Annotated in this window: 20 protein-coding genes and 1 pseudogene; 12 read left to right on the forward strand and 9 right to left on the reverse strand. The window is 65.0% G+C overall.

Annotated elements, in window-relative coordinates:
- Positions 1 to 979: 979 nt before the first annotated feature.
- Entirely contained in the window at positions 980 to 1,261 is a 282-nt protein-coding gene (locus ACFWAY_RS32125) for a hypothetical protein (RefSeq protein ID WP_378513383.1), read from the reverse strand.
- A gap of 1,190 nt (positions 1,262 to 2,451) precedes the next feature.
- On the opposite strand from ACFWAY_RS32125, the gene ACFWAY_RS32130 reads away from it, so the two are divergent.
- The 11 genes from ACFWAY_RS32130 (at position 2,452) to ACFWAY_RS32180 (ending at position 13,941) form a co-directional block, all read left to right on the forward strand.
- Positions 2,452 to 3,582 carry a MaoC family dehydratase N-terminal domain-containing protein gene (locus tag ACFWAY_RS32130; protein ID WP_378513384.1) on the forward strand — a complete coding sequence of 377 codons (1,131 nt, stop codon included), beginning with the start codon at positions 2,452 to 2,454 and terminating at the stop codon, positions 3,580 to 3,582.
- A 77-nt stretch (positions 3,583 to 3,659) separates the two neighbouring features.
- A complete protein-coding gene (locus ACFWAY_RS32135) occupies positions 3,660 to 4,115 on the forward strand; it encodes a hypothetical protein (RefSeq protein WP_378513385.1) in 456 nt (151 codons plus the stop codon).
- A 10-nt stretch (positions 4,116 to 4,125) separates the two neighbouring features.
- Positions 4,126 to 4,941, forward strand: a complete 816-nt coding sequence (locus ACFWAY_RS32140; RefSeq protein ID WP_378513386.1) for an enoyl-CoA hydratase/isomerase family protein — start codon at positions 4,126 to 4,128, stop codon at positions 4,939 to 4,941.
- Entirely contained in the window at positions 4,938 to 5,654 is a 717-nt protein-coding gene (locus tag ACFWAY_RS32145) for an enoyl-CoA hydratase/isomerase family protein (protein ID WP_378513387.1), read from the forward strand. Before ACFWAY_RS32140 ends, ACFWAY_RS32145 begins: the two co-directional genes overlap by 4 nt.
- Before the next feature lie 45 nt (positions 5,655 to 5,699).
- Positions 5,700 to 5,876, forward strand: a complete 177-nt coding sequence (locus ACFWAY_RS32150; RefSeq protein WP_378513388.1) for a hypothetical protein — start codon at positions 5,700 to 5,702, stop codon at positions 5,874 to 5,876.
- Positions 5,869 to 7,053, forward strand: a complete 1,185-nt coding sequence (locus ACFWAY_RS32155; RefSeq protein WP_378513389.1) for a thiolase family protein — start codon at positions 5,869 to 5,871, stop codon at positions 7,051 to 7,053. Before ACFWAY_RS32150 ends, ACFWAY_RS32155 begins: the two co-directional genes overlap by 8 nt.
- Positions 7,050 to 8,570 carry a 3-hydroxyacyl-CoA dehydrogenase NAD-binding domain-containing protein gene (locus ACFWAY_RS32160; protein WP_378513390.1) on the forward strand — a complete coding sequence of 507 codons (1,521 nt, stop codon included), beginning with the start codon at positions 7,050 to 7,052 and terminating at the stop codon, positions 8,568 to 8,570. The genes ACFWAY_RS32155 and ACFWAY_RS32160 overlap by 4 nt, the downstream gene beginning before the upstream one ends.
- 15 nt (positions 8,571 to 8,585) lie before the next feature.
- Complete coding sequence (locus ACFWAY_RS32165; protein WP_378513391.1) at positions 8,586 to 9,404, forward strand: enoyl-CoA hydratase/isomerase family protein; 819 nt, start codon at positions 8,586 to 8,588, stop codon at positions 9,402 to 9,404.
- Between the two features lie 211 nt (positions 9,405 to 9,615).
- Positions 9,616 to 10,407 (forward strand): enoyl-CoA hydratase/isomerase family protein, encoded by a 792-nt coding sequence (locus ACFWAY_RS32170; protein ID WP_378513392.1) that lies wholly within the window; start codon positions 9,616 to 9,618, stop codon positions 10,405 to 10,407.
- A 472-nt stretch (positions 10,408 to 10,879) separates the two neighbouring features.
- Complete coding sequence (locus ACFWAY_RS32175; RefSeq protein ID WP_378513393.1) at positions 10,880 to 12,523, forward strand: class I adenylate-forming enzyme family protein; 1,644 nt, start codon at positions 10,880 to 10,882, stop codon at positions 12,521 to 12,523.
- Between the two features lie 2 nt (positions 12,524 to 12,525).
- On the forward strand, positions 12,526 to 13,941 hold the full coding sequence (locus ACFWAY_RS32180; protein ID WP_378513394.1) for a CaiB/BaiF CoA transferase family protein: 1,416 nt from the start codon (positions 12,526 to 12,528) through the stop codon (positions 13,939 to 13,941).
- A gap of 1,283 nt (positions 13,942 to 15,224) precedes the next feature.
- Here ACFWAY_RS32180 and ACFWAY_RS32185 read toward each other — a convergent pair.
- From ACFWAY_RS32185 to ACFWAY_RS32195, 3 genes are all read right to left on the reverse strand, one after another.
- A complete protein-coding gene (locus ACFWAY_RS32185; RefSeq protein WP_378513395.1) occupies positions 15,225 to 15,419 on the reverse strand; it encodes a hypothetical protein in 195 nt (64 codons plus the stop codon).
- Positions 15,420 to 15,865: 446 nt separating this feature from the next.
- On the reverse strand, positions 15,866 to 16,510 hold the full coding sequence (locus ACFWAY_RS32190; RefSeq protein ID WP_378513396.1) for a TetR/AcrR family transcriptional regulator: 645 nt from the start codon (positions 16,508 to 16,510) through the stop codon (positions 15,866 to 15,868).
- Positions 16,495 to 16,677, reverse strand: a complete 183-nt coding sequence (locus tag ACFWAY_RS32195) for a hypothetical protein (protein WP_378513397.1) — start codon at positions 16,675 to 16,677, stop codon at positions 16,495 to 16,497. Before ACFWAY_RS32195 ends, ACFWAY_RS32190 begins: the two co-directional genes overlap by 16 nt.
- Positions 16,678 to 16,878: 201 nt before the next feature.
- Here ACFWAY_RS32195 and ACFWAY_RS32200 point away from each other — a divergent pair, with 201 nt between their 5' ends.
- The gene (locus ACFWAY_RS32200) at positions 16,879 to 17,970 is read left to right on the forward strand and encodes a Gfo/Idh/MocA family protein (RefSeq protein ID WP_378513398.1); all 1,092 of its coding nucleotides are present in this window, start codon (positions 16,879 to 16,881) and stop codon (positions 17,968 to 17,970) included.
- Between the two features lie 354 nt (positions 17,971 to 18,324).
- Here the strand turns inward: ACFWAY_RS32200 and ACFWAY_RS32205 are convergent, their stop codons facing one another.
- The 5 genes and pseudogenes from ACFWAY_RS32205 to ACFWAY_RS32225 all read right to left on the reverse strand — a co-directional run bounded on the left by ACFWAY_RS32205 (position 18,325) and on the right by ACFWAY_RS32225 (position 26,149).
- Positions 18,325 to 18,705 carry a YciI family protein gene (locus ACFWAY_RS32205; protein WP_378513399.1) on the reverse strand — a complete coding sequence of 127 codons (381 nt, stop codon included), beginning with the start codon at positions 18,703 to 18,705 and terminating at the stop codon, positions 18,325 to 18,327.
- 255 nt (positions 18,706 to 18,960) lie between these two features.
- On the reverse strand, positions 18,961 to 22,476 hold the full coding sequence (locus tag ACFWAY_RS32210; RefSeq protein ID WP_378513400.1) for a protein kinase: 3,516 nt from the start codon (positions 22,474 to 22,476) through the stop codon (positions 18,961 to 18,963).
- Positions 22,477 to 22,485: 9 nt separating this feature from the next.
- Positions 22,486 to 22,833, reverse strand: a pseudogene (locus tag ACFWAY_RS32215) (beta-eliminating lyase-related protein); the annotation flags it as partial.
- 330 nt (positions 22,834 to 23,163) lie between these two features.
- Positions 23,164 to 24,390, reverse strand: a complete 1,227-nt coding sequence (locus ACFWAY_RS32220; protein WP_378513401.1) for a CaiB/BaiF CoA transferase family protein — start codon at positions 24,388 to 24,390, stop codon at positions 23,164 to 23,166.
- A 256-nt stretch (positions 24,391 to 24,646) separates the two neighbouring features.
- Positions 24,647 to 26,149 carry an aldehyde dehydrogenase family protein gene (locus ACFWAY_RS32225; protein WP_378513402.1) on the reverse strand — a complete coding sequence of 501 codons (1,503 nt, stop codon included), beginning with the start codon at positions 26,147 to 26,149 and terminating at the stop codon, positions 24,647 to 24,649.
- Positions 26,150 to 26,168: the final 19 nt, after the last annotated feature.

The following is a 26,168-nucleotide window of genomic DNA, read 5'->3' on the forward strand; positions in this document are numbered from 1 at the left end:
TGCGGGCCAATCACAGTGGCCGACGACACAGCCATCATCTCGGCGATCACCATGGAACCACGGCCGTTAACGCTGGGGCGCAGGCAGTGGGCCCGAGCAGGGTTCTGGAGATTCGGAGATGTCACCGTCGCCCGGCTCAGGTCAGAACGCCGATGCCATCGCCTGGATCGACCGGCAGGCCCAGCCCGTGTGGCACGGCCACCACCCCAGCGCAGCACCCGATTGTTCATCACGCATCACAGGCACACACGCGTGAACCTTCTCCGCATCGTCGTCGCTGTCTGTCCCATCGACCTACCCGGTGCACCATCCGGCGTCCCCTGTTGAGCCCGCCCCTCTCGCAGCCGAACCGGGGCCGCCCGCATGTAGTGTCCCCTGTCCAGCCGTCCCGGCACAGTCGTGTGACCTCGACTGGGAACGGCATGCACTGCTTGTCTCTGACGTTCTCCCCAGCGTGCAGTCACCGTGTGACTCGAACCGGGCGCAAGTTGCCTTCGCCATTCGATGGGCTCCCTACGGCGGCACCGACCCCGAGGAACTGCTCATCATATTCGGCATACGGCCGCAGTGGGTCTGCATCTGCGCTACGCCGCGATGCCCTGAGGCCATCGAACCGGGGAGACTGCGCGTCATCAAAGCAACCCTCTGCGGCGATCTTCTCCGCGCGTGGCAAGAACCATTATCCGGTGGGCAGTAGCCAGGTCACGCTCAGCTCCCCGGGTGTCCCACGCCGGGGCGGACCTTGGCGGCGGTGAGCGACCAATCGCGCTTCCTCGAACTGCCTGCGGTAATGCCTGACGGCGTCGATGTATCCGCGGCCGGATCGGCACCCGCCCCAGGCTTCAAAGGACAGCGGCCTACTTGCCGCTCCACACGAGGTTTTCCAAAGCATGCCGGCCCCGGACGGCGGCGATCATCAACTAGGACGACGAGGCTGCCGCACTAAATCAGCAACCCCGGTCAGTGTGTTCGTGAACCGTTAGCCGAAGCAGACCAGCCCGCAGACCACGCCCAGCGCGAGCACCGATGCACCCGCACAGATGAACCAGGCCCAGGTCGCGACCCGGCGCCATGACCACTCCGGGCCCCCAAGATCTCGGGGAAGAGCCTCCGATCCCGCCTCCCCCGAGGCACGGGCCCGCGCCTGCGGGCTGCGCCGGGCTAACGCGTCTGCCCGGACCGCCACACCGAGCGACGTCATCACCACCAGCAACGCCACCAGCAGCATGGCCACGATCACAGGCAGAGCTGCCTGGGGCATATCGATTCCTCCCACACCAGTACGGCCACCGCACACGTCGCCACCATGAACATGAACACCGGGGACCTGACCCACGATCGTGGAAACGATCCCTCACAACCGTTATCGACGTACCGAATCACTTCGTGATGCCCAAGTGCCCACCGCGGTCATACCTGCCCATCTCACAGCCCCGGGAACGGGGAACCTCACGACGGCGACGACGACCACGCCTATTACCGCTCCCGCGTACGCCACTGTGACAGTGAGTCCTTCGGACCGCGCACGAAGGAGAGGGGCTTTCAGGTTCTTGCGGATTCGTGCCATGACAACTCTTCTCGATGCAATCGATAGGCCTCGCCCGGTTTGCGGCGCGCAGAGGAGCATGCACCCGACCGGGCGCCTGCACATCGGCGAAACACTTTCTGCGGCAGCGCCGTATGTGCCGAAAACTCGCTATTCACTGGGAATTTGAATGGAGAAGTCGTGCGCTGACACATGCACTGGCGTGTGAAACCGGGGCAAGGAAGACGGTAGATCGGCACAGCCTCCAAACCCGCGAATGTGAGCCAGATCACACTAGATATTTGGGTGTCGCTCGCCTGAAATCCGACGCACTCGCCGCGTGCGGTGGGCCGAGATGCAGATAGGACGGCACCGAGACCGCGCACCCAACGCCTCCCATTCGCACGGTTGCCACCGGGAAGGCACTGCTGCGGCCACACAGAGCTCATACCGAACCACCCGCCGACCGCACGCGATCGTGCGGCTGCCGGGCGGCGCACATCCCCTCGGATCGACTGTTGACACCACACAGGGCGTCGTCCGCTCTCTTGCAACTTACTCCGCCTCGAATGCGACATTCCAGCGGTCTAGTTGGCCCGGATTCGTACGTCGCCAGCGAACCGTGCGACCTCCCCGACACTGGGATCGCGTGCCACTGGTACACCTCCCCGTAGCACTCGTTTCGGCTCTCGGACAGTCGGTTCCATCGACCTTTGGTGTATCGGTCTCCGCGCACCCAGGGGTAGCGGCGTGGCGCGGAGCGCGTGCTTCCGCGGCCCCCACTGTCGCGTTCGCTCCGATGCAGGGTCTGCCACATCGCGTCTCTTGACACTGGATGCACACTCTGCAACAGTGCCAGTATAAGCACGCGCGAACTTATATACGCACATTCCATACGATGGCCGATCGCAGTCAAGGGGCGACATATGACCGAGGTAGTTATGCAGGGCGAGCGAGAGTTCGCCTCCGTGACCGACAATCAGCTGGCGGAGCTTCGCTCCATGATCGGCAAGCCGATCCGAAGCGACCGTCCACATGTCACCGAGTTGACCGTCGATGCGGTACGGCACTACGCGTTCGGCATTGGTGACCGCAACCCGCTCTGGAGTGATCCGGAGCGTGCAGCCGAGGGGCGCATCGGGGTTCCTCCCACCGCTCTGCTGGCCATGGACAAGGTTTTCAGCGGCTATGTGACGGGTCTGCCCGGCATTCATGCCATGTACGCGGGTACGTCCTTCTCCTTCGAGCGCAAGCCGGCTATCGGCGACCGGCTCACCGGTTCGGCCGTACTCAAGGAGCTCATCGAGCGCCCCAGCAAGTTCGCCGGCCGGTCGTGGCAGCAGATCTACGAGGTGCCCTTCCACGACGAGAAGGGCGAGCTGGTGTGCACGGGCCAGTCCTACTGCTTCCGGATCGAACGCGACAACGCCCGCGAGGGAAAGAAGTACGAGGACATTCGGGTCGAATGGACCAAGGATCAGATCGCCGAGATCGCCCAGCGGTATCGCGACGAAGAGGCGCGCCGACGAGGCGCAGTGACGCGCTACGTCGAGGATGTGGAAGCCGGCGAGTCGCTTCCGCCCATCACCAAGGGGCCCTACACCGCAACGACCGCCATCGCGTATCTCCTGGGCTGGGGCGGGCTGTACGTACGAGGGCACGGAGACGCTTTCGATCTCTTCGAACGCCACCCCGCCCTGGGTATCCCGAACGAGTTGGGCGTCCCCGAGCCGCCGGAGCGTGTTCACTGGGACGCCGACCTCGCTCGTCGAGTTGGCGTGCCCGGCGCCTATGACTATGGTCCGGAACGTGTCTCGTGGATGGGCCAGGTGGTCACCGACTGGATGGGCGATGACGGTTTCCTCAAGACATTGGACGTCCAGGTCCGCCGGCACAACGTCCTCGGCGAGCTCGTCACGTGCGACGGCGCCGTCTCACGTGTCGATCCGGCTACCGGCGAAATCGATATCGTCCTGAATGCGATCAACCAGGACGGTTTCGAGTCGGCTCGCGGCACAGCGACGGTGGTGCTACCGAATCGCGTGACCGAGCAGTGAGCGACGGAGCGTCTGACCTGATCCAGGGGAAGACCCCGGCATGGGGTTCTCATGGACCTGACTCTGGGATCCGTGCGATGAAACCGTCACGGCAGTTCTACACGGCAATGTTCGGCGTGATCAAGCGCGGTGCCGTTGCGGAGCCGCTGTACCCCCTGTTCGGGCCAGACGCTCGGCGCGAACGCATGGACCATTGCGGGGCAACCCTCCTTGCAGCCGACGAGTTCGTTTGGGATGCAGCGGCAGTGACCGAAGCGACGTCGGCCCCCTACGACGGGGTGTTCTCGCCGGGCCTGCAGTCCTGCTCCCCGACCTTCACGCCCTCCACAGCGGGGAACGACGTCGCCGTTCTGCAGTCGGAGGCCGCCGAAGGCTTGCAAGTACAGCTCCAGGAGCAAGTACGGAGCACCCTGAGTCCCCATGAGTATCCACGACTTCTCGAAATGGTGACCTCCCTGCCGAAGACCCCCAACGGCACGGTCGACCGCACGAGGCTCAGAAAGGCAGCCGACAATGGCGTCACCTCGCGGTGAGGACACCCCGGTGACTATCGAGGTGCCGCCGTCACGGGCATCTGTCGACCTGGTGACCGTTCGTGACCAGGGCCGGATCCGTCTCGTCACTCTCGATGATGCCGCATCCCGCAATGCGCTCAGTCGCGGAATGCTCCAGAGTGTGGTCGATGCGCTCGGCACCGCCGCCCGCGAGGGTGTCCCTGCGGTCGTGCTCAGCGGAGCCCGTGGGACCTTCGCTTCCGGGGCGGACCTGCGGGAGCTCGATGGCGCCACCCCCGGCTCGTACCTGGCCCAGCGTCGAGCGGAGCTGTGGGATCAGATCGCCGAGTTTCCGAATCTGATCGTCGCCGCGGTGCAGGGCTATGCCCTTGGAGGAGGGTGCGAGTTGGCCCTGACGTGCGATGCCATCGTCGCCGGCGACCGCACCATCTTCGGTCAGCCCGAGGTGCGGATCGGATTAGTCCCCGGCGCCGGTGGCAGTCAACGCTGGCCCCGGGCCGCCGGGCGCTTCCACGCGGCGCCGTTGGTTCTGGGCGGCGTGAGAATCGACGCCCGGGAAGCACACCGCATGGGAGTGATCGACCGCGTTGTTCCGGAGCGGCGAGTGGTCGCTGCCGCGGTCGATCTCGCGAACGAACTACTCGACGGCGTCTCCCTGAATGCGCAGCGCAAAGCCAAGCAACTTCTGCGGTTATCCGAACAGGCGGCGCTCTCCGACGGGCTGGCGTCGGAACGGCAGGCGTTCGCAAGCCTGATCGACACGCCCGATCTTCACGAAGGCATCGCCGCAGTCCTGGAGAAGCGGCCGGCACACTTCCCTACCACCAAGTCTGGAGCATCATGAGCGAACTCGTAGTGCAGTGCGATGACGACATCATGACTCTCACCCTGAACCGGCCGCTGGACGGGAACCGAATCACCCCGGAGCTGGCTTCCGACCTCGGCGGTGCCCTGCGCAGCGCACCGAGACGGGGAGTTCGCTGCATCATCCTCGCCGGCGAAGGGGACTCACTGTGCGAGGGGGACAGCCACGGCCTGGACGTGAGCGCCGGTAGTGAAGCAGCCGCACGCGAGCTGGGCGCCTGGCTGCGCACGGTCACAGACCCCCTCGTCGATCTGATGCACACGATCGACGTTCCGACCGTGACCGCCGTCAAAGGCCCCGTCCTGGGAATCGGGCTTGCCCTCACCCTCGCGTCCACAGTCACGATCGCCGACCCCCAAGCGGTCCTCGGGACCGGTCAGTGGCCATCCGGTGTCGTCGGCCACGGGATCCCCTTCCTACTCGGAAGCATTCCCCCCGCCGAGCGCGCGGCCATGTTGATACTGGACCGGAAGATGACGGCCGCGCGAGCCCGGGAGCTGGGATTGATCTGCGACCTGGCCCCTGCCGGACATCTCGACGCCGTGGTCAGGGGGGTGGCGCTCGAGATCGCGAGCCGCACACCTGCAGCGACAGGTGTTCTGCTCCGCGCCGTGCGTGACGCCCACAACCTCACCCGCAAGGACTCCTTCCGCTACGGCAGCTACCTGGCGGAAAGTGCTGTGGTGTCGTGACGTCCCGCGAAATGCCTGAAACACACACGCGAGCAAGGAATGTCCATGAACACACTCCTCACTGACCACGACGGGAATCCGCGGGAACACCTCGCGACGATTACCCACGATTTGCCCCACCACAGAGATGCGCTGTCAGGTCATCTGGCGGGCGAACCCGGGGAAGCTCTCGCCCGGGCTGACGAGGACCAGTTCGAATCGGCGGAGGTCGAATATGTCTAGTTTTCAGAACGTGTACCTGTGCGCACCGGTACGCACGCCGCACGGCCGCTACGGGGGCGCGCTGAGCGAGTCGTCGGCGGTCGACCTCGGTGTGCTGGTCGCGCGAGAGGCACTCACGCGTGCCCACCTCGCGCCCGGCCTCGTCGACGAAGCAGTCGTGTCGCACTGTAGGCAGGCGGGCAACGGACCCAACCCGGCCCGGCAGGTGACCCTGCTGGCGGGGCTGCCGGAAGCGGTTCCCGCGCAGACCATCAACATGGCCTGCGGCTCGGGTCTGAAGGCGATTGAGCTAGCCGCACTGAGCGTCGAGGCGGGTGGCACGGACGTTGCCCTCGTAGTGGGAACCGAGCACATGAGTTCGATGCCCTACCTCGCCTCAAGTTCGCTGCGCTGGCAGGGGCAGCGGCGCGGCGACATCGTGTTGGTGGACAGCTGGAAGGACAGCGCCACCGACCCGGTGTGCGGGCTCAGCATGCTCGAAACCGCCGAACGGGTGGCAGCCGAGTTCGCCATCAGCCGCCAGGAGCAGGACGCGTGGGCTCTCACCAGCCATCGGCGCGCGAAAACGGCATGGGAGTCTGGTGTCTTCGACGCGGAAGTGTGTCCGGTGACAATGCCCCACGGTGTCGTGCGCCGCGACGAGACGATCCGCTTCGATGCCAGCGGCGATTCCCTCGCGTCCATCCGCCCGGCTACCGGAGCAGGTGGCACGGTGACCGCGGGCAACGCCAGTCAGATGGCCGATGGCGCCGCGGCACTGATCATCGCCTCCGCCGCTGCAGTCGAGCAGTACGGGCTCGAGCCGATGGGCCGCCTGCTCTCCTTCGCGGCAGTGGGCGTCGATCCGGCGCTGATGGGAATCGGCCCCACCGTGGCCATTCCCCGTGCCATGAAGGAGGCCGGGGCCTGCCTCGACGACATTGAACTCCTGGAGATCAACGAAGCATTCGCCAGCCAGGTAGTCCAGAACCTCCGCGCGCTCGAGCTGGACGGAGACCGCGTCAACATCAACGGCGGCGGCATCGCGCTGGGACATCCCACGGGACAGAGCGGTTGCCGGCTCACCGGGACGCTGCTCCACTCGCTGCGCCGGCGTGGTGGTGGACTCGGTGTCGCGAGCCTGTGTGTCGGCGGCGGCCAGGGAGTGGCTGCCGTGGTCGAGAGTATCGCGTCGTGACCGCCGGAAAGAGTGACCTCAAGGTGGTCGTGGTCGGGCTGGGCACGATGGGGCGGGGAATCGCTCAAGTCTTCGCCGAAGCCGACGCCGATGTCGCGGTGGTCGAACACATGGACGCGAACATGGACTTGTTACTCCACGAACTGCACGCGTCCGGTCTTCGAACCCGCGTCGTTCGGGCAAGTCTCGCGGAGGCGTTGATCGACGCGGATCTGGTGATCGAGGCAATCGACGAGAACATGGAATCCAAACAAGCGCTGCTGACCCAGATCAGTGCGCACGGCACGCCGTCGCTGGTGGTGGCCAGCAACACCTCGTCGTTGTCGATCGCCGAGCTGGGACGGGCGTACGGGCACCCGAGCCAGGTTGTCGGCCTGCACTTCTTCAACCCCCCGGTCAGAATGCCTCTGGTGGAGGTGGTTCGAGGTCCCCACACCTCCGCGAAGACACTGGACGCGGTCACCACCTGGATACAGCAGGCCGGCAAACAAGCCGTGCAGTGCACCGACTCCACGAACTTCATCGTGAACCGGATCTGCCGTCCCTTCTACTACGAGGCCCAGCTCCTGCTGACCCAGGGCGTCGAACCGGGCGCCATCGACCTCGTCGCCAGGCGCTGCCTCGGCCACCGGGTCGGCCCGCTCGAAACACTCGACCACAGCGGATTGCACACGCACCTGCGATCGTCGGAGACAGCCGAGCGGGAGCTGGGCGATCGTTATCGGCCCATCCCGGTCGTTCGCCGGCTCGTGCGCGCGGGATTCACCGGCAAGCAGGCGGGCCGCGGCTTCTACGACTATGCCGTGGAACAACCGCGTGCCGCACGGGAACGACTGCTGCAGCACGCGGTCGGGGCGCGGCGTCCGTTGGCAGTGGTGGGTCCGGCGAGCGCCCGGTACGCCGGCACCGGAGGTGTACAGGTAGACCCGGACATCGCCGATCTCGTCGTCTACGTCTGCGGCGGCCGGGCGACGGACGACGACGTCCGTGCCGTGCGCTCGCTGAGCGCGTCACCCATCGACCTCGTGGTCGACTCCGCCGACGGCCGATGGCTCCACGATCTTCCCGCCGGCGTCGGCTGGGTCCACGCGCAGGTCGACGACAGCTCCGTGTTCGTGGAGGTCGTGGACGATGAGCTCGCCGCGGTACCGATCACCATGGGGACACACGCACTGCTCGAGGCAGTCGGTGCCGACTGGGTTCGGGTTCCGGCCCTGCCCGGCCTGATCGCCGAGCGACTCCAGCACATTCTGGTCAACGAGGCCCTCACCCTGGTGGAAGAGGGCGTCGCCGAGGAATCCGACGTGGACCTGGCACTCAGGCTGGGGATGAATCATTCCCGCGGCGCGTTCGAGTACCTGGCCGATACCGGCGCAGCCGCGGTCGTGGCCAGTCTCGTCTCGATGCAAGAGGGCTTCGGCGATACCCGTTACCGTCCGGTCGCGCGGTTACTGCGCCTGGGTGCCGGTGAGTCGAGGCCGGCGCAGGCCAAGCTGTCACCGACATCGATCCGCTGAGGAGAGGACATCACGATGTACAACTACGACCTGCCCGACAGCGTGAAGGTTGTGGAGGACGGGCCGATTCGGACGGTGCTCCTCAATCGACCTGATCAGCTGAACGCAACCAACGACGAAATGCTCGTCGCCCTCGAGCGAATCTGGGCGCAGCTCGCGGCCGACCCCGGTGCCCGGGTCGTCGTGCTCACCGGGGAAGGGCGCGGATTCAGCGCAGGTGGTGATCTGGAAGGCCAACTTGCCCTGGAGGACATGACACGCGGCGAGGTAGACGAGTGGGCGTGGCGCCAGCTCGAGGTTGCCCGGCGCACCGTTCTCGAAATGCTGGCGTTTCCGCTACCGGTCATCGCCGCGGTCAACGGTCCTGCGGTCGGGGTCGGGATGAGTCTGGCACTGGGCTGCGACATCATCCTTGCCTCCGACCGGGCGTACTTCTCCGATCCGCATATCGCGATAGGACTGGTACCCGGGGACGGTGCCGGCGCCTTGATGCCACTGCACACCAGCTTGCTGCGTGCCAAGGAATTCCTCTTCACCGGTGATCGAATCGCGGCGACCCAGGCAGTCGAGATAGGAATCGCCAACAAGGTTGTCGCCCACGAGCGGCTACGAGCGGAGGCGACCGATCTTGCCGTGCGGATAGCGCGCCTGTCCAAGACCGCACTTCAAGGCACCAAACGCACACTCAATGCCTATGCGATCAACGCCATGGGAGCGTCCCTGGACGTCGGGGTGATGTCCGAGCGCGCGACGATCGGATCGCCTGAGCACCTCGACAGCGTCCGATCCACACTCCACCGAATCCGGCGGCAGGAAACCGCTCACAAGCCCTGACCTGCGATGCGCTCTCGGCCGTGCCCGCAAGGCTGATCCCTGGCTGGCCCGGGCCCGTCTCACGCCGCGATCCGGGCACCGAACGACGTAGCACACGCGCCGGCGACAACCGGGCGAGGAAATTTTTGTTCCTCCGTGCCCCGTGGTTGTGCACGTACCCGAACATGACCGGACCGCGCCGTACGCGGATGAGATGCAAAGGAGAGCTGTTGTGACCGTTCCGTTCGACAACGGTTCCGTGCGGATGGCCAGGGTAGGCCCCGTCGCCACCATCACGATCGATCGACAAATACACTTGAACGCGCTCAATGACCAAGTCGTTCAGGGGTTATCGACCGCAGCGGACATCGCGGCCGCCGACCCGGAGGTTCGAGCACTCGTTGTTACCGGAGCCGGCGACAACTTCTGCGCCGGAGCCGACATCGGATCTGTCAGCCAGTGGAACGATGAAGCCACCGCGCGCAGGGGTATCACGACAGTCCTCGAAGGGCTCCGCGCTTTCGCCCGGATTCCCAAACCCGTCGTCGCTGCTGTCGAGGGATACGCGTTCGGGGGAGGCATGGAACTTGCCCTGTGGTGTGACATTCGCGTCGCAGCCGAGGACGCCCGGTTGGGGATGCCCGAGGTGAGGATCGGACTCTTCCCGGGTGCCGGCGGCTCGCAGTTGCTGCCCCGGTTGGCCGGCCGTTCCGTGGCGCTGGAACTGATGCTCCTGGGGCGGCCGATCACCGGCCGACGGGCGTTCGATCTGGGCCTGGCAGCCGAAGTGGTCCCCCGGGGGCAGGCATTGGCCGCGGCGACGCGAATGGCGGGCGCGCTCGCCGAACTTGCGCCACTCGCGCTCGGGATGATCAAGAAAACACAAGACGCCGCCTGGTACCCGTTCGACGAAGCGCTCAAACATGAAACACGGCTCAATGCAGAGCTTTTCGCCACCGACGATCGCCGAGAAGGCATGGCTGCCTTCCTCGACAAGAGAGCTCCTCGCTGGCAAGGCACATGACCGTTTCGGCCGCGCCGGGACACCCCCGGTCACTGGCCGGATGTTACGGCCGGGCGGTGGGAGCCCCGTGGTGGCCCCGACGAGACGTGTCCCTCACCGGGGCCACCTCGGGGCTCCCACTGTCACAACGGGATCGAGACGTCGAGCCTCGCCGCCGCCGGGCACACAACCGCGAAACGCGGACCGTCGGTTCTGGGCGCGGTACACACTCGTCCACTGGGTCCCGATCCATGGAGTCCGGACGGCGTGGCCAGATCGAGCTGGTGCCCGCCGATTTCGGTCCGCACCCACCGGGGCGGTACGGCACCTACCACTGGTTGACACAGTCGCCGCAACGCTCCTATTGTCCATAATAAAGAACACGCATACTTATATGCGCACGACCTGTTCGGTTCCCGCGGGCGGTGACCGCTGCTCACCGCAGCTTCTGTCGTCGCCGTTCCGCGCGCCGAACCCCTCCTAAGGAGCATTGATGGCGAGCTCAGTCCGTTGGGGCGAGACCGTGCTGCGCGGCATTGTGCGCGGCCACCCAAGTCTCGTCTACAAAGATCGACCCAGATCCATCATCGCGGCGCTCACCGAGTCGCGGCGATGGGCCGACCGACCTTTCATCAGGCACGGATCGAAAGTAGTGAGCTTCGCCGAACACGAGCGGATGGTGCGTCAGTTCGCACACTTCCTGCGAGCCACCGGTGTCACCTCGGGCGATCGCGTCGGAATCTTCGCCGCGAACAGCCCCGAGTGGGTCGCGATGTTCTTCGCGATCCTGGAAGTCGGCGGCATTGTCGTACCCTGCAATGGCTGGTGGTCCGCGGAAGAGATGGCAAACGGATGCCGCACAGTCTCTCCCGTCCTGGTCATCACCGACGAGAAGCGCGCCGACCGCGTGCCCGCCGGCGTCCGGCACCTGCAACTCCCCCACGCCAACGACGACCTGCCGTTGGAGCACCTGACGTTGCGGAGTCAGGCAGTGGAGCAGGCCGACGAGAATGCGCCCGCCGTCATCCTCTTCACCGCAGGAACGACCGATTTCCCCAAGGGAGCACTTCTCTCCCACCGAGCCCTGGTCGCCAACCTCCAGAACCTCCTCGTCGTTTCCCGCAAGCTGCCCCACCAGATTCCCGACGACAACCCCCCGAGCGTCGCACTGGTGGGCCTGCCGCTGTTCCACATCGGCGCCATCCAACTGATCCTGTTCCCCCTGATGACGGGAAGCGAGATCGTCTTTCTCGACGGCCGATTCGATGCCGGCACTGTGTTGCCCCTGATCGAGTCACACGCAGTCACCATGTTCTCGGGCGTGCCCACCATGATGGAACGACTACTGGCACACGAGAACATCGCTCACCACGATCTGACATCGCTCCGCACCGTGGTTCTCGGTGGCTCACCCGTCGACGATGCCCTGCTCGCACGAATTCGTGGCGCCTTCCCGGCCACCAGCCGAGGAGTCGGGCAAACCTACGGACTCACCGAAGCCGGCGGAGTCGTCAGCACCGGCGTGGGATCCGACATCGCACAACACCCGGGTTCCTCCGGACGCCTCGCCCCGGTCGTCGAGATCAAAGTCGAGCACCCCGACGCCTCCGGAAACGGCGAACTGCTGGTTCGATCCCCATCCGGGATGGACGGCTACTGGGGACTGGCCGGCGACGACACCGTCGACCACGAGGGCTGGATCCGAACCGGAGATCTCGGTCACGTCGACAGCGAACGATTCCTGTACGTGTCCGGACGGGCGAAGGATGTCATCATCCGGGGCGGCGAGAACGTCGCCGCCGCCCGCGTCGAATCGGTACTGCGCGAGCATCACGCGGTCAGCGAGGTCGCCGTCATCGGACTCCCCGATTCCGACCTCGGGGAGATCGTGGCGGCAGTCATTCAATGCACACCCTCCGACCAGCCGATGGTCGCCGAGCTCGAGCAGTTCGCCGCCCACCGCCTCGCCCACTTCTCCGTCCCGTCACGGTGGTGGATCCGACACGAGCCCCTGCCTGTCAACGATTCGGGGAAGATTCTCAAGCGCCAACTCCTTGCCGAATGGCTGGTCGAAGAGGCCGACGAGGTCACCCTCTCCCCCGCCGTTGCCGAGTCCGGGCACGTCCCCAAACGGTAGTCATGACCGCACTCGATGAACCGCACGCCGCGGAGTTCGAGGAACCCCCCACCCCCAGACACGGTCCCCTCACCGGAACACGGGTACTGGATCTCTCACACATCGCTTCCGGCCCGTTCGCCACCATGCTCCTCGCCGACCTCGGCGCCGATGTCATCAAGGTCGAACGGGCAGGGGCCGGTGATGGAGCACGCCAGATGGACCGGTCTCTCCAGGATGGTGACAGCGGTTATTACCTCGGACTCAACAAGAACAAGCGGTCGATCGCACTGGACCTCCGGACAACCGAAGGTCGCAACACGGTCCGCGCCCTCGCCCCGAACGCCGACGTGTTCGTCGAGAACTTCCGCCCCGGCGCCGCCGCGCGCATGAGGCTCGGCTACGACGACGTTCGCGCGATCCGCCCAGACATCGTGTACTGCTCCATCACCGGATTCGGGGCGAGTGGCCCACTCCGAGATACGGTTGCCTATGACATCGTCGGACAGGCGTTCAGCGGGATCATGTCCATCACTGGTGACCCTGATCGTCCGCCGGTCAAGTGCGGGGCCCCGATCGCCGACCTGACTTCGGGTATGTTCGCGACGATCGGCATCCTCGCTGCCCTGCGCCATCGGGATCAGACCGGATCGGGTCAACACGTCGGCACCTCCCTACTGGGCGCCTCGGCAGCCCTTCTGGCCTCTTACCTCACCAGTCACGCGATGGGAACACCGTTTCACCCGCTCGGCAGTGCCCACAACACACTCGCCCCGTACCAGGCGTTCACCGGCTCCGACGGCACGTACTTCATCCTCGCCGCGGGAAACGACACCTTCTTCGCGAAAACCACCGAGATCCTGGGCCTCACAACGCTTACACAGGATCCTCGCTACGCCACCAACCCTGCCCGCACCCAACACCGGCAAGCCCTCGCGCAGATCCTCCACACCGAGTTCGCCAAACAGACCGCCGGCCACTGGCTTGCCACACTCGCAGATATCGGTGTCCCCGCCGGCCCGATCAACACCATCGACGACCTCGCCAATCACGAACAGATGCGCGCCAACGACTACATCACCGACATCGCACACCCGAGGATCGGCGCACTCCCGGTCATCAACACACCCCTGACCTTCTCCGCAACCCCCGTCACAGTGCGCCGGCCCCCACCCCGGCTCGACGGCACCGCACAGAGATACGCGCCATCGCCGCCGGCGAGCGCTCCTGGCTCACCGAGGACAACTGACCTCCGCCGCGGACAGCGCAGCCCCGCTGTACACGACGCATCCACCGATCCGGGAACGCACACCACACACAGCCAGACACGACAGCAGCCCCTCACACGATCACCGGGCTCATCATCCCCGCAGAATTGCCCGGAATCGCCCACCCGCGCATCGCGCCCACTCAGCAATCACCGTGCCGATACACACTGACCACACCGTCGGTAAGTGGGTCAAGCAACCCTGCGCCGGTACACCAGTCCAGGTTCTGGCGGGACCGGTCGTTCAGACGCAGCACGCTTTGCACAGCAAATCGATGCCATGCACGGACATGCCCGTACATCCTCGGTCTCAGTGGGGAATTCGTTGTCCGCTCTGCGCCGGCGGCCGAAATCCCCATGAGAGGGAAGGCGTCGAGGTCGTAGCGTCGGCAAGTGGACCGAACAGTGGTGACGCGGCGAGGGACTTGTTGAACAGGGTGCGCAAGGCGGCCGCGTGCCCGTCGCCAGCCTCAATGCGGCGAAGCGCCCTCTCGCGTGCGGCGACGCGGTCAGTGCGGCACATCTCACCCACAGCATGCCGCGGCGGTCGCTGACACGTCACCCTCTCGCTGCATGACCACAGCGCCCTGATGCGATGCCACCACCGCCCTGTACCCGACCACACACCGATCCGACCCGAAAAGGGGTTCAACTCTCGGCTTTCGCGCAGGCGTCGGCCAGCCCGTGCCGTCGACAGCGAGCTCACCGGTCAGGCAAGTTTCGTGGGATAGCGAAACAGGCACCCCACCCCGTCGAATGGTCGGTACACGAGCCGTGCGTACCCCCGATCATTGAAGAACCCGATCGATTCTTCACACACCAGAGGCACCCCATGCTCGAAACCCTCGCACTACGTGGCACGTTCTCGACAGTCCCCACCGAACCCGGTGCACCATCAAGCATTACCTGTCGAACTCGTCCCCGGCGCATTCGCAACGGCAACTGGGACGCACGTCAATACCATCACCGCCCGGACGCACCAACACGCTCGCAGGACCTCGACTGGGTACGGCACGCACTGCGTGTCTGCGACCTTCTCGCCAGCGTGCATTCCCTGAGCCCCTCGGACCGTGCGCTGCTCGCCTTCGCCATCCGATGGGCCCCATACGGCGGCGCCGACCCCGAGGAACTATTCATCACATTCGGCGTACCACGGACGAAGTTCCTGCACCTGCTCCACGCCGCGATGACCCCACGACCAACAGACCTCCACCGACTGCGCGCCATCAAAGCAAGCCTCCACAACGACCTCCTCCGCGCATGGCAAACCCACCAACACAAAATGGGAAAACGTGCGCCGAGACCTGAGCAGTAGATGCACCCGGCCGGGGCGTTCGTTGCGGGCGGGTTGGCTTGATGCGACGAGAACCGCCCGCTGCGATGTGGCTTGTCTAGAACCACAACCAGCCGGAGGTTCTCGTGCCCCACAGCGATGCCCAAACACGTTTTACCGCATCAACACCCACCCAGCCTCACCAGATCGAGCATCCGCCGATCGGTGCTGTCCCAATCGCGCATCAGGTAGACCCAGATCAATTCCTCGATGTAATGGGTGCCGAATTCGAGCGCGCGCTGGCCCGGCGTCGTGTCGACCTCGGGGCCGGGGAAGTCCGTCGCTACCGTGCGTTTCGCGCCTCGGTGAGTGGTCAACCATCGGGGCAATCACCGCACCGGTCAGCAGGGCATCCTGCTGAGCGTCAGACAGGCCCGCCGTCGCCCCATTGCCATCGTGGGCCGCGAACACCACCGCCCCGCAGAACTGCCAGATCGCCTGTGGGCGAGACTCGCCGTCGCCATCAGATTGAACTGGGCGTCAGCGACGATCGCGACCTCGTCTCGATCCACATCGCGAGGCCCCTTGGACTGCCGTCCGTCCTGAGCGACGGTCGCCAATAAGCACCGTCACGGACGAAGATCGAGGTCCGCGTCAACGCCCATCCGGCTTCTGCGACCGAGGATTCCTGTACCAGGGCGATCCAATCGTCGATCCGTCCGTCGTCGTGCCATCACATCGCGTGGTCGAGACTCGCGGTGACGACGCCGGCATCGGCCCACGCGGCACGGTGGTACCGCAGTGCGCGGCTCGTGCCGCACACTCATCGAGCCTCCAATAGTTCCATGATGTGCGCGACCTGCTCGGTGCTCATCGGTGGCGCATCGAGCCTCTCCGCGCCGGGCCGCAATCCCGCGATCATCACGGCCAGGATTCTCCACCAGCCGGTATCGGTAACGCCGCGCGTCGTTCCGACGACGCCGCGCACCGACCAGAAGATGAGATCCAGGTCGGCGTCGGTGGCATCCTCGCGGATGCGGCCATGCTGCTTGGCCCGTGCCAAGAGCTCGAACAGGATCCGTCGATACTCGTCCCTCAAGATCGTTGTCTCGTCGTCGTTCCACATGCGAGACAAACATCCACGGTTCGACGCCAGGATGGCACCGGTGCCGTAGAGCACCTGCTCCAGGCCCTCGCCATCCGGGACGGAAAGGGCCTCCTCGGCCAGGGCCACGAAGTCCTCGAGCACCTGCCGAACGAGCTCACTGACCAGTGCATCCTTGGTGGGGAACCGGCGGTAGAGGGTGCCGATGCCCACGCCGGCGACCCGGGCGATCTCGTCGACACCCACGTCCAGGCCACGCGCACTGAACACGGTCGCTGCCGCATCGAGTAGCCGCTGCCGGTTCTCCGCGGCGTCGCGACGCAATACCTTGCCGCCTACCTGATCGCTCACGTCGGACCCCATTCGGATTTGTAGCCCGCCAGCGCAACGCCGGCGACCAGCGCGAGTTCCGGATGGCGCAGCATGCTCTCCCGATCCCGATCCCGATCCCGATTCGCGGTCGTGCCCGGTGTGATCGCCGGGATGGACAGGGCGGCAACAGCGCCGAGGCCAATCGCTACACCCAACATGATGAATCCGTTCACGTAACCGTTTCCTCAACCTGACTGAGCGCACACTAGCAAAGGATGCGGTATATTACCCAGTTGTACTTATATACGCACACGGAGAAGCTGGCAGCGCGGGCGTCACCGACCGGAGGGTCCGCTTGGATCCTCGGCTGTGAGCTCATCCGACCTCGAGACCCGGCCAGACGAGTAGGGAGTTGAGTCATGCTGAAAGGCGCACTGATTGGCTGCGGGTACATCTTCCCAAGGCACGTTCGGGCCTGGGCGGAGGTGCCGGATGCAGAACTGGTCGCCCTCTGCGACCTCGACCTGAAGAAGGCACAGCGGCTGGCCTCCCGGCATGGCATCGCCCACACTTTCGCCTCGATCGACGAACTCCTCGAGAAGAAGGCGGGCGAACTCGACTTCGTCGATGTGGCCGTCCCACCGGAGGCTCACCGCATCGTGGTCGAGAAAGCGGTCTCGCATGGCATCAACGTCCTGTGCCAGAAGCCCATGGCACACACGCTCGAGGACTCGCTGGCAATCACACGGGTCACTGAACTCGCCTCTGTCACAGGGGCGGTCAACGAAATGTGGAAGTGGCTCCCGGCCTACGCTCGCGCGGGGGCGATGATCGCGGCCGGCGAGCTCGGGCACATCGAGCGGGTCAGGTTCACTGCCGAATGCAACCTCCTCTTGCCTCGACGTGGTGAGTTCGCGTTCCCAGGGGTGGCGGACGAGGACCCCGACGTCTACGAAGAACTCTTCCGGCGTTACCAGCCCATGCCGAGGATGATTCTTCTCGACTATGGGCCGCACATTCTCGACGTGTTGCGGTTCTGGTTCGGTGAGCCCACGGCCCTGCGGGCCAGCGTGGCTCGAACCCACCCAGGGGTTGCGGGCGACGACGCAGTGAACGTCACCCTGCGCTATCCGGGTTTCGATGCGGAGATGGCCATCGACGTCTCCCGACCCGGACCCCAGGTCCGCGACAACCTGGACGCCGAGGCCGTGGCGGTCCGCGGAAGCAAGGGCCTGCTGACCGTCATGGCCGGCAAGTGGCTGGAGTGGCACCCGGCAGACGGCGAGAGCGTGCGTATCAGTTTTCCCCAAGAGCCCCGCGTCGAGGCCTTCAGGAACAGCCACCAAGACTTCGTGAGCAGTCTGAAAGAACGAAGGTCTCCTCAATCATCGATGCGGGACAGTCTCAGGACGCAGAGCTTGGTATTTGCCGCCTACGAAAGCTCCCGTCGGGACGGCTCCTGGCTGTCCCAGCCAAGCGAGTTCGCGTCAAGTCACCCGTGCGTGGAGTAGCACCACCGCCGCCGGTGCCGCCGCACTCACCCAGTACTCGACAAGCGGCATCCGACCCGAACGAGGTGAACGACCCCTGCGGATACACCCGCGGCTGCACGACATCGCCGTAGTGCTGCCACAAGGTCACCGCCGGCACATAGCAGACGAACCCCAGCAACAGACCCGCGATGACGCCCAAAGAAATCCGCAGCCCTTTCCCGGCTCCGCGGGTGTCACCTCGTCCACACCATCCATCATCCGCAGCACCCCGCGCACGGCCTCGATCAGGGTGTCCTCGTCCAGCGCCGCGCCGGACGAGGACACCGATCACGATGGGGGGAGGGTCCGCAGCAGGGCCGCACCCACCGTGCGTCACTCCGTCACGGTCGCACATACGCCCAGGAACGGGCGCAACTCGAGCCACTCGTGGATCGGCTTCCCACCCGCACCCGGAGCCGCCGACAACTCGCCGGCCAACTCGAGGGCCCGCTCGTAGCTGTCGACGTCGATCACCATCCAACCGGCGATCACGTCCTTGGTCTCCGCGAACGGGCCATCGGTCACCGGCGGCCGCCCCTCACCGTCGTACCGGACGAACGTGCCCTCCGAAGAAAGTGCCTGACTGTCGTGACCGCACGCTTCGCGGTGTGGAACGACATCACCGCGACCTCCACCGCGGCCTGAACAACGCACCCAGCTAACACTTTTCGGTCCGCGATTAAGCCACACCGGCTGCACCACTGCGACTATCACTCAAGTTGACGATGCCGTTCGGAGAGCATCGATCGCCTTCATCGTCTCAATGCTCACTGTGGTGACTTTCTTGATGCGGTCGACGAGCACGACGGGTCGCGCTCGTCGCACCAATCAATAGGGTCGTTGACGATGCCGGATACAGCGCGTCTGCCCAATAGTCACTCGCTGCCACGGTTACGCTGCTCGCCGCTCCTACAGGCACCTGCTGCACCATCCATGCCCACGACGGGATGCGCTACTAGAATACTAGTTTCAAGATCCGTGCTCGGCGCTCAAAACCTCTGCCAGAAACGAGACTGGGATTGGTGACCACTCCGGTGGCCAGTTACCGCCGCGTTGATCGTCTTGGAGGGCTGCGATGATGGAGAGTATGTGAGGACCTTCATCGGACAGGAGACGGACGAGGCCGAGATCGGCGCACTGGGCCGCGATCGGGGCCAACGTTCTCTTGGCTTGAACGATCCTCTTTGCCGCCGCAAGACATTCTGTAAGCAGAAGATGCGCCTGTAGCAACGCCCGCGGCCGGCCCTGGCCCTTGAGGTAGTTCACCAGCGCCCCTGCTCGTGCGCATGCCTGATCGAGTCGGTTGGGCTCGTCTGTCGCCACAAGTATCCTTATCGCCGAGTCTTCGCGGAGTTCGGCGGTTACCGCCAGAATGCCGTCTCGTTGTCGGCGCAGTTCAGCGTCAGCACCACGCACATCCTGTGAGGTTCGAGGGTTCGCATCGGTTTCGGATGTTGCGGACAGTCCCCACCTGATCTCCTCGTTCCTGATTCTGGCGGCCAACCGCGGGAGCGCGAGAACTTCAGCCGTCCTTGCTCCGTCGTGCAAACGTCGCACCGCGGATTCGAGATCGCCGCGTAGCGCCTTGATTCGCGCCCCAATTGCATACGTGGCGAGCATGAAATCGACTACGCCGCCCTCGGATCCGAGTTGGTAGCTTTCGTCCAGCAGCCGCTCGGCGGCGGTAACGTCGTTTTGCTCGTACAACAACTCGCCGAGGAATGCACCCGCCAACCTCACCGCGTACGAATGGCTGCCGCCGTATTCCCTGGCGAGGTGCAGTGCTTTCTGAAAGTTTTCCTCGGCTGCCGCGATATCGAGTTGTTCTCTCGCTGCGATCCCGGCACAGCAGTATCCGTACATCACGCTGAACGGCCCGCTCGTCCGCTGATGATAGGGGGCTGCCCAGTCCTGCCATCGTCGCGCCGCTACGAAGTCGAACCGGTAGATCTCAAACCAGCTAATGACGTCCGCTGCCGCGGAAACGACCCACGGGCGCAGAGTCTCCGGTCTGGCAAGGCATTCCGACACCAACTCGTCCACGCCGTCGATCCGGTCCGCGGAGATCGCGATAGCTCCTTGGACCACATCGGCCTCCACCCGTAGATCCGCAACTTCGGACGCGGGAAGCGCGCTTTTCTCGAGCAACGAATAGACAAGGTCGAGTGCCGCCTGCGCCGCCGCACTATGCTGCACCTCGTGAGCCCACGCCACTGCGAGCTGCAGTCGTGGGCTCGACAGCACATGTCGCGGTGGCAGTTTCGCGACCAACGCGAGCAGGGTGGACATCTGAGAGTGCTCGAGCAGGCGCGTTCCGTCCAATTCGACCAGCTCGACCGCTCGCTGCTGGTCTCCCGCGGCCAGCGCATAATCGACGGCCTCGCTGAGGAGTTCATGATCAGCGAACCACAGCGAGGCCGTACGATGCAGCTCGTTGACCCGGTCGGGGTGATCCCGCCCAAGTCGGCGCCGCAGATACTCTGCGAAGAGATGGTGGTAACGGAACCACTCCCCCTCCTCATCCATCCTGCGCAGGAAGAGGTCCCGGCCCTCGACTTCCTCGAGTATTGCCTGTCCGCGAGGCACCCCTGACAGCGCCGATGCGAGGTCACCACTGATCCGTTCGGTGACCGAAGTAGCCAGCATGAAGTCGAGAGTCTCCGGTTCCAGGGTGTTGAGTACATTCTCGGCGAGGTATTCACCGATGGCGTGATGTCGTCCCGACATGTGCTCGATCAACTCGGCTGGATCCTCACACCCACGCAGCGACAGGGATACCAACTGCAGCGCAGCCACCCATCCGTCGGTCGATTCCCTCAGATGGACCACTTCGTCATTCTCCAGCGCCAGCCCCACTAGGTCGACCAGGAAGGATCTCGACTCCGCGTCGTTGAACCGCAATGCGGTGGAATCGATCTCGACGAGTTCATCACGAACCCGCATCCTGCTCAAAGGCAGACCGGCCTGCGTTCTGCTCGTCACAACGACCTGGAGGTGGTGGCAACCGTGGTCGAGCAGAAAGTCCATTGCCCCGACAGTCGCAGCATTCGTTACCCGGTGCCAGTCGTCGATGACAACGGCCACACGTTCACCACTGTCGTGGATCTCGTCGATCAACGAGGTCAGAACGAACCGCTCAGCCTCATCACCATGTTCCTCGAGCATCTGGCCGAGCTCATTCGCCACCGCGGGCCGGACCCGTCGGATCGCCTCGATCAGGTGCGTCAGAAACCACACGACGTTGTTGTCATCGTCGTCTACGCTCAGCCACGCAACCGCCGTCCCCTCCTCGCTCAGAACGTCACGCCACTGGGTGGCGAGCGTGCTCTTGCCGAACCCGGCCGGCGCGTGAATCACTATCAATCGTCGCTCCTGGCCGGCACGCAGGGTTTCGATCAGTCGATCCCGCGCAACCAACGATCGGGTGGGAGTCGGTGGTCGAAACTTGGTCGCCGGTGTCGGCGGCGCGTGGACCGATGCAGGCTGCTTTCGGGCGTCCATCGTGAGTGGACGAGGACTGGCCGACTCAGGTCCGGTCGAGTCTTCGAAGACACCTTCGCCGATTTGCTGTTCGGTGCCTGGATCGGCCGCCAGCGCAAGCTCATCCACACTGCAGCCATGTCGACGCTGAAGCTCGCGAAGCTCGTCCCCAAACTCGGCTGCGGTGACGGGACGGTCAGTTGCCTTGCCAGCCATTGCCCGTTCGATGGCCGCGCACACGTCGTCGGGAAAGCCCTCCCCGCGCAGATCAGGTATGGGTTGCGTGGTGATCCGAAGGAATTGGGCGACTACTTGCTCCCCCTTGCGGCGTTCGAAAGCAGCGTGGCCGGTGACAGCGCAGAAGAGCGTCGCGCCGAGGCCGTAGATGTCTGCTCTCGAGGTGGGTGGTTCACCACTGAGCACCTCCGGGGCAGTGAAGGCCGGCGAGCCGGCGACAGCTCCCGCGGAGGTCTGGAAGCCGCCGGCGATCCGGGCGATACCGAAATCGGTCAACTGAGGTTCGCCGTAATCGGTCAGCAGGATGTTGCCGGGTTTCACATCGCGATGCTGGGTGCCGACGCGATGCGCGGTCTCGAGGGCGCCCGCCAGCTTCACTCCAACTCGGACCGCCTCCTTCCAGCCGAGCGGTCCGGAGCCGTGGATCCGTGCATCCAGCGAACCACGCGCGTGGTACTGCATCACGATGTACGGTCGACCGCTTTCCGAAGTGCCGACCTGATGAATATTGACAATGTTCGGGTGGCCGGACAGTCTGCCCATTGCTCGTTGCTCGCGCAGGAATCGCTCGAGGTTTTCAGCATCGAGGTCGGAGGTGAGGACTTTGATGGCGACAATGCGATCGAGGGAGGGCTGTTCGCATCGGTAGACGATACCGAACCCGCCGCGACCGATCTCCTGCGCATTCTCGAAACCGGCCACCGCTAGTTCCGTTGTGATCGCCGGTATCAGCTCACGCTGCGTCGCCAGTGGATCCAAATCGGCCATCGACGGCCCTCAATCCCTCGCTGCGCTATCAGCGGCGACGCCGCCTCCAGCTCGATGCTCGGTCCACACGAGTACGTGCAGACGGAGCCGAACACAAACCTCTCGAAGGCACATCCAATGCAACCACCTCTTGATACCGTTCACACCAGAATATCGCCGATGTGCGACACGAGGCTCCCAACATCCATCAAATTGCGGAGTCCACCTCTGGGCAAGAAATCGATCACCTCGGCCGAGGTGAAGCATCAGCGCAATTATGTTCCCCATCGTCCCACTCGGAACCCACAGTGCGGCAGGCATGCCCAGCATGTCTGCCACCCGGCATTCGAATTCGGCCATCGTGGGCTCGTGGTCGAGGACATCGTCGGTAGCGCAATCCGCGGCGACGGCACAGACCCCCTATTTGCGTCCTAATGAGGTTTTGTGAAGGTTTCAAGCGGTTAGCTTGGCGAGCGGACAGCTGCGTGGGGTGTGCTGAGCAGGTTCACAGAGGCCAACGCAACCGCTGTAGTCGAGCCCAGCCACCGTCCGCGTACCGCGTCCGGGGCCATTTCAGTTCCTCCACCAGTAAGAGTCAGGTTTGGATGGATGCGTGGACGGCGCCGCGGGCGCAAACTCCCCACTGCGCCATCCACGCGGCGCCGACACGAGATCCACCCGCATCGACACGGCTCTTCGGCTGCACACTCACGAACGGCTGGTGACCAGGTGCCCGTTCTCGTGAGAGGCCAGATCGCCATCGCAACCGGCATCGATCCAGGCGAGGATCTCGTCGGTGTGCTGGCCGAGGGTGGGCGGCGCCGCGTGATCGGATCGCACCAGCGACTGGCCGTGCGCGGTTTCCATCCGCAGGGACGGTCCGGGGAGCTGCACGGGGCCGACGACGGAGTGGTCCACCTCGACCACCAGACCCTGGCTGCGGGTCTGCTCCCACTCGTAGACCTCGTCGATCGTGCGGATCGATCCCGCGGGAACGCCGGCCGTCTCGAGGACAGCGAGCACGTCGGTGCGGGTGCGGTCGGCGAAGTCGGCTTCGATCGAGGCGATGAGCTCGTCGCGATTGCCGACCCGATCGAGGTTCACGGCGAAGCGTGGGTCGGCGGAGTTCAGGTTCGCGACCGGCGCGAACTTCTTCCAGATCGTCTCGCTCCCGACCGCGATCTGCACGTAACCGTCGGCGCACCGGAAACTGCCGTAGGGGGCGATCTGCGGATGGTGGTTGCCGGATCGCTGGGCGACCTGGTCGCCGACCGTCCATTTTGTGCCCTGGAAGGTGTGGGCACTGATGGCGGCCGCGAGCAGAGATGTGCGCACCACCATCCCCTTCCCGGTCTTTTCTCGGCCGGCCAGGGCGGCGGACACGCCGGTGGCGCCGTGCACGCCGGCGAGCACGTCGGCGATGGGCACGCCGATGCGGGTGGGTTCCCCCTTCGGATCTCCGGTGATCGACATCAGACCCGCCTCACCCTGGGCGATCTGGTCATACCCGGCGCGCGAGCCCTCGGGACCGTCGTGGCCGAACCCGTTGATGGACAACGTGATCAGCCGCGGATTGAGATCCTCGAGGACCGGTGCCGAGAATCCCAGACGGTCGAATGCGCCCGGCCGCAGGTTCTCGATCAGCACATCGGCGCGTTCGATCAGCCGGCGCAGGGCGTCGCGTCCGTGCTCGCTCTTGAGGTCGAGCACGATCGACTCTTTGTTCCGGTTGGCCGACATGAAGTACGACGAATGGGGATCGTGCTCGGGTCCGACGAAAGGCGGCCCCCACGTACGCGAATCGTCGCCGGTTCCGGGGGCTGCGACCTTGATGACCCGGGCGCCGAGATCTCCCAGCATCATCGCTGCGATGGGTCCCGCGAGTGCCCCCGAGAGATCGAGGACGAGCATGTCTTTGAGAGGTCCCACATTCATGTCTTGATCCGTCCTAGTTGAAGAAGCGCGGCGGGAATTGAGGAGACGTCAACGGTGTCGCCGGTTAACGACTCCGATATCGGTGTTTGCTGTGCTCGCCGCGGGGTAGAGAGAAAGGGCTCACCACCGCCACCCCCACCCCACCCCGCGGTGCGGGGGTGGCGATCGACGATCAGGTGGGACCCGCCGGTGGGCACGATCTTCGGAACCCCTCCCCACCGGCCGGGCGTACCTGCGGCACCGCGCTCGGCGAGTGTCAGATCGAACGCAGGCGCACGTTCACCTGCTTGGTTTGGGTGAATCCGGCGATCATGCCTTCGACCGATACTTCACGTCCGATCCCGCTCTGCTTGTAGCCGCCGTAGGACTGGCCGACCATCTGTCCGCCGCCCTGGTTGACCTGCACCCACCCGGTTTCGAGGGCGTGTGCGGTGTTGAGGGCCAGGTCGAGGTTGTGGGTCCAGACGTAGGCGGCGAGCCCGTAGTGCGAGTCGTTGGCCATCTCGATGACATCGGAGTGCTCGGTCCACGGGATCGCGACGAGCGCGGGCCCGAAGATCTCCTCGCGAGACAGGCGCCAGGAGTTGTCGGCGCCGGAGAACACGGTCGGGCCCATGTAGTAACCGTCGAAGTTGCCGACCTTCGTGGGCGAACCGTCGAGGACCACCGAGACCTGGGACGAGCTGAGGCCGTCGTCGAGGAATCCGCATACCGACGCAAACTGCTTGTCGTTGATGATGGCGCCCATGTCCGTGGACTCCGACAACGGGTTGCCGACCTCGAGAGCAGCGAGGGAGTCAACCAAACGCCCGAGTACCTCGTCGTAGACGTCCTGGTGCAGGAACAGCCGTGACCCGGCGGTGCAGCTCTGCCCCTGCCGGTGCACGCGGGTCGAGAGCAGCAGCTGGTTGATGAACTCGTCATCGATGTTGACGTCGGGGAACACGATCGACGGGTTCTTCCCGCCGAGCTCGAGCGAGACGTGCGCGAGCCGACCGCCGGCCTCGCGGGCCACCCGGCGCCCCACCTCGGTGGAGCCGGTGAACGAGACCTTGTCGACGCCCGGGTGCTGTACCAGCGCTTCGCCGGCGACCGCGCCGCTGCCGGTGATGACGTTGAGCACACCGGCCGGCAGAAATTCGGCGCAGATCTCGGCGAGCAACAGAACGCTGAGCGGTGCGGCTTCGGCGGCCTTGACGACGACGGTGTTACCGGCCGCGAGGGCGGCGGGGAGCTTGAATCCGGCGATCATCAGCGGCGAGTTCCAGGGCAGGATGCAGCCGACGACGCCGAGCGGCTCCTGGCGGGTGTACTGAAGTTGGTCGTCGCCGGCAGGCAGCACGGTGCCCTTGATCTCGCCCGCGACGCCGGAGAAGAACCGGAACAGATTCGCCAGGGTGAGCACCTCCGGGCGAGCCTGCGTACGCAGCGCGTTCCCGGTGTCGAGGGCGGTCAGCCGGGCGAGCTCCTCGGATCGGCTCTCGATCGCGCCGGCGATCTTCCCGAGAACACGTTGGCGTGCGGTGAAATGCTGGGACCGCCACTTCGGGAACGCGCGGCGCGCGGCCTGGACCGCCCGATCCACGTCGGCGGCCTCGGAGCTGGGCACCCGGCCGATGACGTGCTCACGCAGAATCGGTGTCGTCACGCCACTCCACTCGCCTCCGAGCGCCTCGACCCACGCACCGTCGACGAACATGGGGCAATCGCGAGCGTCAGGGATCTGGAGATCCTGGAGGGAGGTCTGTGTGGACGTCATGGCCTACGACTCCTTGTGT

This window comes from Rhodococcus sp. NPDC059968, assembly GCF_042738615.1.
Taxonomy (GTDB): Bacteria; Actinomycetota; Actinomycetes; order Mycobacteriales; family Mycobacteriaceae; genus Rhodococcus_F.